This is a genomic window from Pseudomonas sp. 05N434, assembly GCF_056396965.1.
In genome coordinates this window covers 1-6,412 of sequence record NZ_JBFTMK010000285.1, presented here as the reverse complement: position 1 = coordinate 6,412, position 6,412 = coordinate 1, and the positions used below count along the sequence as shown (strand labels likewise).

Annotated in this window: 6 protein-coding genes; all 6 read left to right on the top strand. The window is 62.0% G+C overall.

Going from position 1 to position 6,412, the window contains the following annotated elements:
• Positions 1-643, top strand: a 643-nt coding sequence (locus AC1DLB_RS18040) for an FtsW/RodA/SpoVE family cell cycle protein (RefSeq protein WP_477785384.1), incomplete at its 5' end; no start/stop codon positions are given.
• On the top strand, positions 633-1,703 hold the full coding sequence (gene murG / locus AC1DLB_RS18035) for an undecaprenyldiphospho-muramoylpentapeptide beta-N-acetylglucosaminyltransferase (RefSeq protein WP_018930134.1): 1,071 nt from the start codon (positions 633-635) through the stop codon (positions 1,701-1,703). The genes AC1DLB_RS18040 and murG, both read left to right, overlap by 11 nt.
• Positions 1,696-3,156: a UDP-N-acetylmuramate--L-alanine ligase gene (murC, locus tag AC1DLB_RS18030; protein ID WP_018930135.1), complete on the top strand. Its 1,461-nt coding sequence runs from the start codon at positions 1,696-1,698 to the stop codon at positions 3,154-3,156. The genes murG and murC overlap by 8 nt, the downstream gene beginning before the upstream one ends.
• Positions 3,153-4,109: a D-alanine--D-alanine ligase gene (locus tag AC1DLB_RS18025; RefSeq protein ID WP_477744624.1), complete on the top strand. Its 957-nt coding sequence runs from the start codon at positions 3,153-3,155 to the stop codon at positions 4,107-4,109. Before murC ends, AC1DLB_RS18025 begins: the two co-directional genes overlap by 4 nt.
• Positions 4,110-4,113: 4 nt before the next feature.
• Positions 4,114-4,983, top strand: a complete 870-nt coding sequence (locus AC1DLB_RS18020) for a cell division protein FtsQ/DivIB (RefSeq protein WP_007939848.1) — start codon at positions 4,114-4,116, stop codon at positions 4,981-4,983.
• A gap of 15 nt (positions 4,984-4,998) precedes the next feature.
• Positions 4,999-6,258: a cell division protein FtsA gene (gene ftsA, locus AC1DLB_RS18015; RefSeq protein WP_007939849.1), complete on the top strand. Its 1,260-nt coding sequence runs from the start codon at positions 4,999-5,001 to the stop codon at positions 6,256-6,258.
• The last annotated feature ends 154 nt before the right edge of the window (positions 6,259-6,412 follow it).

Genomic DNA, 6,412 nt, shown 5'->3' with positions numbered 1-6,412 from the left:
GTTCCTCGGCGGGGTCGGGCTGTTCCGGTTTTCCCTGATGGTGGTCCTGGCTGTCGCGGCGGTGGTGTTGTTGATTCAGATGCAGCCGTATCGAATGGCGCGTCTGACCAACTTTGCCGATCCGTGGGCCGACCAGTTCGGTGCTGGCTATCAGCTCTCCCAGGCCTTGATCGCTTTCGGTCGCGGCGAATGGCTGGGCGTCGGCCTGGGCAACAGCGTGCAGAAACAGTTCTACCTGCCGGAAGCCCATACCGACTTCGTGTTTTCGGTGCTGGCTGAAGAGCTGGGTGCCGTGGGTTCCTTGTGCACGGTGGCGCTGTTCGTCTTCGTGTGTATTCGTGGCATGTACATCGGCCTGTGGGCCGAGAAAGCCAAACAGTTTTTTGCCGCCTACGTTGCTTACGGCTTGTCGTTCCTGTGGATCGGCCAGTTCCTGATCAACATCGGCGTGAACGTCGGCCTGTTGCCGACCAAAGGTCTGACCCTGCCATTCCTCAGTTATGGCGGCAGTTCGTTGGTGATCTGCTGTGCCTGTCTTGGCTTGTTGCTGCGCATCGAGTGGGAGAGTCGAACCCATTTGGGCAGCGAAGAAATGGAATTCCATGAGAGCGACTTCGCCGAGGAGCCGAACCATGGGCGCTAACGTACTGATCATGGCTGGCGGCACCGGGGGCCATGTGTTCCCGGCACTTTCCTGTGCGCGTGAGTTCCAGGCCCGCGGCTACACCGTGCACTGGCTCGGTACGCCCCGCGGGATCGAAAACGATCTGGTGCCGGCGGCCGGTATTGAATTGCATCGGATCCACGCCAGCGGTTTGCGCGGAAAGGGCAAATTGTCCCTGCTCAAGGCGCCGGTCATGTTGCTCAAGTCGATCTGGCAGGCGCGGGCGATCATTCGTCAGCTGCGGCCAGTCTGTGTGGTCGGCTTTGGTGGTTTTGTGACTGGCCCTGGCGGCGTTGCAGCCAGACTGGCCGGCGTGCCGGTCATCGTTCACGAGCAGAACGCCGTGGCCGGTACCGCCAATCGGTTGCTGGTGCCGTTGGCCGCCCGAGTCTGTGAAGCGTTCCCCGACACCTTTACCCTGTCGGACAGCCGTCGGACCACCGGTAACCCGGTGCGCACCGAGCTGTTCCTCGAAACACCGCGACCTGCCCTGGCCGGTCGCAAGGCGCGTTTGCTGATCCTGGGTGGAAGCCTGGGCGCAGAGCCGTTGAACAAATTGCTGCCTGAAGCCCTGTCGCAGGTCGCCCCCGACCTGCGCCCGGACGTGTTCCATCAGGCCGGCAAAAACCACGATGAAGTGACTGCAGAGCGCTATCGCGCGGCTGGCGTCGAGGCACAAGTGCAGCCATTCATCAAAGACATGGCCCAAGCCTATGGCTGGGCCGACCTGGTGGTGTGCCGCGCAGGAGCGCTGACCATCAGTGAACTGGCGGCCGCCGGTCTGCCCTCGATGCTGGTGCCTTTGCCCCACGCGATCGACGATCACCAGACCCGCAACGCCGATTATTTGGCCCGTGAAGGCGCTGCCTTCCTGATGCCGCAAAGAACGACTGGCGCAGCGGACCTTGCCGCTCGCCTGACAGAGGTCTTGATGCAACCGCAACGACTCAACGACATGGCCAGCGCGGCACGCCGCCTGGCCAAACCCGATGCCACTCGTAACGTGGTCGATACTTGCCTTGAGGTGGCCCATGGTTGAGAACAAGAAAGCCATGCCACAACCGGAAATGCGCCGTATCCGTCGTATCCACTTCGTCGGAATTGGCGGCGTGGGTATGTGCGGTATCGCCGAAGTGTTGCTGAACCTGGGCTATCAAGTGTCCGGTTCCGACCTGAAAGCTTCGCCGGTGACCGAGCGCCTGGAATCTTTTGGTGCGCATATTTTCATCGGCCACCGTGCCGAGAACGCCGCAGCCGCCGACGTGCTGGTGGTGTCGAGCGCCGTCAACACGTCCAACCCGGAAGTCGCGACCGCGCTGGAACGCCGGATTCCGGTGGTGCCGCGTGCCGAGATGCTCGCCGAGCTGATGCGCTACCGCCACGGCATCGCCGTCGCCGGTACCCACGGCAAAACCACCACCACCAGCCTGATCGCTTCGGTGTTCGCCGCCGGTGGCCTGGACCCGACGTTCGTCATCGGTGGCCGCCTGAATGCCGCGGGCACCAATGCCCAGCTCGGCACCAGCCGCTACCTGATCGCCGAAGCCGACGAAAGCGATGCCAGCTTCCTGCACTTGCAGCCGCTGGTGGCCGTGGTCACCAACATCGACGCCGATCACATGGCGACCTACGACGGCGACTTCAACAAGCTGAAGAAAACCTTCGTCGAGTTCCTGCACAACCTGCCGTTCTACGGTTTGGCGGTGGTGTGCCTGGACGATCCGGTGGTGCGTGAAATCCTGCCGCTGGTGAAGCGTCCGACGGTCACTTACGGCTTCGGCGATGACGCCGACGTTCGTGCCATCAACGTACGCCAACAAGGCATGCAGACTTTCTTCACCGTGCTGCGCCCTGATCGCGAGCCGCTGGATGTCTCGGTAAACATGCCGGGCAACCACAACGTGCTGAACGCGCTGGCGACTATTTGCATCGCCACCGACGAAGGCGTCAGCGATGAAGCCATCGTCCAGGGCCTGTCCGGGTTCCAGGGTGTTGGCCGTCGCTTCCAGGTGTACGGCGAACTGCCGGTCGAAGGCGGCAACGTGATGCTGGTGGACGACTACGGTCACCACCCGACCGAAGTCGCGGCCGTGATCAAAGCCGTGCGCGGTGGCTGGCCGGAGCGCCGTCTGGTGATGGTCTACCAGCCGCACCGTTACAGCCGCACCCGCGACCTGTACGACGACTTCGTCAATGTGCTGGCCGACGCCAACGTGCTGCTGCTGATGGAAGTCTATCCGGCCGGCGAAGAGCCGATTCCGGGCGCCGACAGCCGCAAACTGTGCAACAGCATTCGTCAGCGCGGTCAGCTCGACCCGATCTACATCGAGCGCGGCATCGATCTCGCGCCGATCGTCAAGCCGCTGCTGCGTGCCGGCGACATTCTGCTGTGCCAGGGCGCCGGTGATATCGGCGGTCTCGCACCCAAACTGTTGAACAGTCCGTTGTTCGCCGGGGCCGTTGCCGCACCGGTAGAGGGGAAGTTGAAATGACTGCTGCTTACGCCAACCTCGTCTCCACTGTAGCGCCGAAGGATTTCGGTCGCGTTGCCGTGYTGTTCGGCGGCAAGAGTGCCGAGCGTGAAGTGTCCCTGAAGTCGGGTAACGCGGTGCTCGAAGCACTGCAAAGCGCCGGCGTGGACGCGTTCGGTATTGATGTAGGCGATGACCTGCTGCAACGCTTGCTGAACGAAAAAATCGACCGCGCCTTCATCATCCTCCACGGTCGTGGCGGTGAAGACGGCAGCATGCAGGGCCTGCTCGAATGCGCAGGAATTCCGTACACCGGCAGCGGCATTCTGGCCTCGGCCCTGGCCATGGACAAACTGCGCACCAAGCAAGTCTGGCACAGCCTCGGCATTCCGACGCCACGCCACGCGGTACTGCGCTGCGAGGCCGATTGTATTTCGGCGGCCAAGGAACTGGGCTTCCCGTTGATCGTCAAACCGGCCCATGAAGGTTCCAGTATCGGGATGGCCAAAGTGATGACCGCGCCCGAGTTGATCGAGGCGTGGAAAGCGGCCAGTACCTACGATTCGCAAGTGTTGGTCGAGCAATGGATTCATGGTCCGGAGTTCACCATCGCCACCCTGCGTGACCAGGTGTTGCCACCGATTGCCCTGGGCACGACGCACAGTTTCTACGACTACGACGCCAAGTACATCGCCAACGATACCCAGTACCGCATTCCGTGCGGCCTGGACAGCGACAAAGAAAAGGAACTCATGGACCTCACGGCCAAAGCCTGTGAGGCGCTGGGTATCGCCGGTTGGGGCAGGGCGGACGTGATGCAGGACGCCGACGGGCAGTTCTGGTTCCTGGAAGTCAACACCGCACCGGGCATGACCGATCACAGTCTGGTGCCAATGGCGGCCCGTGCCGCTGGCCTGGATTTCCAGCAACTGGTTCTGGCGATTCTGGCCGCAAGCATTGAGCCACGAGGGTAAGACCATGCAAGGCGCACAGCTGAGACATCAGCCCTCCGCACCACCCGGCCGCAAGCCGGTGCCGCGGGGTGCCAGCCGAATGGTGGCCAAAGAGCCGATGTCCGTGCGCCTGCCGAAAGCCAACTTCGGTTTTCTGAAAAGCCTGTTCTGGCCCGTGCTGCTGGTGGCGTTGGGGTTCGGTACTTACGAAGGCGCACAGCGTTTGCTGCCGTACGCCGACCGGCCGATCACCAAAATCGCCGTGCAGGGCGACTTGAGTTACATCAGCCAGCAAGCGGTGCAGCAGCGGATCGCCCCGTACGTGGCGTCGAGCTTCTTCACCATCGACCTGGCGAGTATGCGCACCGAGCTTGAACAGATGCCATGGATTGCCCACGCCGAAGTGCGTCGGGTGTGGCCGGATCAGGTAGTGATTCGCCTGGAAGAACAACTGCCGGTGGCCCGTTGGGGCGATGAGTCGCTGTTGAACAACCAGGGACAGGCGTTCACCCCGCGCGAGCTGGCGAACTACGAACACTTGCCACAGCTGTTCGGCCCGCAGCGGGCTCAGCAACAAGTGATGCAGCAATACCAGGTGCTGAGCCAGATGCTCAGGCCATTGGGCTTCTCGATTGCACGCCTGGAGTTGCGTGAACGAGGCAGCTGGTTCCTGACCACCGGCGCAGGCAGCGCCGGTCCCGGAATCGAACTGCTGCTGGGACGCGGCAACCTGGTGGAAAAGATGCGCCGCTTCATTGCCATCTATGACAAGACGCTCAAAGAGCAGATTACGAACATTGCGCGCATCGATCTGCGCTACGCCAACGGCCTTGCCGTTGGCTGGCGGGAACCTGTAGCGCCGACGACAGCCCAACCCGCTGTCGCAAAGAATTAAGAAGAGGCAGGACCCATGGCAAACGTGCAAAGCGGCAAAATGATCGTCGGTCTCGATATCGGCACCTCCAAGGTGGTGGCGCTGGTCGGCGAGGTCGCGGACGACGGCACGCTCGAAATCGTCGGGATCGGTACACATCCGTCCCGCGGCCTGAAAAAAGGCGTAGTGGTGAACATCGAGTCCACCGTCCAGTCGATCCAGCGCGCTATCGAAGAAGCGCAGCTGATGGCCGGTTGCCGGATCCACTCGGCGTTCGTCGGCGTGGCCGGCAATCACATCCGCAGCCTGAACTCCCACGGTATCGTGGCGATTCGTGATCGCGAAGTCAGCTCCGCCGACCTTGAACGCGTCCTCGACGCCGCCCAGGCTGTGGCAATTCCGGCTGACCAGCGCGTGCTGCACACCCTGCCGCAGGATTATGTGATCGATAACCAGGAAGGCGTGCGCGAGCCGCTGGGCATGTCCGGCGTGCGTCTGGAAGCCAAGGTTCACGTGGTCACCTGCGCCGTCAACGCCGCACAGAACATTGAAAAGTGCGTGCGTCGCTGCGGCCTGGAAATCGACGACATCATTCTCGAGCAACTGGCTTCGGCGTATTCGGTGCTGACCGACGACGAGAAAGAACTGGGCGTGTGCCTGGTGGACATCGGCGGCGGTACCACCGACATCGCGATCTTCACCGAAGGCGCGATCCGCCACACCGCAGTGATCCCGATTGCGGGCGACCAGGTGACCAACGACATCGCGATGGCGTTGCGCACCCCGACCCAGTACGCCGAAGAAATCAAGATTCGCTATGCCTGCGCCCTGGCCAAACTGGCCGGTGCCGGCGAAACCATCAAGGTACCGAGTGTCGGCGACCGTCCACCGCGCGAACTGTCCCGCCAGGCCCTGGCCGAAGTGGTCGAGCCGCGTTACGACGAGCTGTTCACCCTGATCCAGGCCGAACTGCGTCGCAGCGGCTATGAAGACCTGATCCCGGCCGGCATCGTGCTGACCGGCGGTACGTCGAAGATGGAAGGCGCGGTCGAACTGGCCGAAGAGATCTTCCACATGCCGGTTCGCCTGGGCGTGCCCCATGGAGTCAAGGGCCTGGACGACGTGGTCCGCAACCCGATCTATTCCACCGGCGTTGGCCTGTTGATGTACGGCCTGCAGAAGCAGTCCGACGGGATTTCGTTCTCGGGCATCGGCAGCCGCGACAGCTACAGCAATGACGAACCGAAAGCCGCTCTGCTCGATCGCATCAAGAGCTGGGTACAAGGCAATTTCTAAAGCTTTACCGCAACACCGCTTCAAAAGCAGTAGGCGAAAAAACTAGAGAATGTAAGGAGAGGGAAAATGTTCGAACTCGTAGACAACATCCCCGCAAGCCCGGTTATTAAAGTTATCGGTGTTGGCGGAGGCGGCGGCAACGCTGTCAATCACA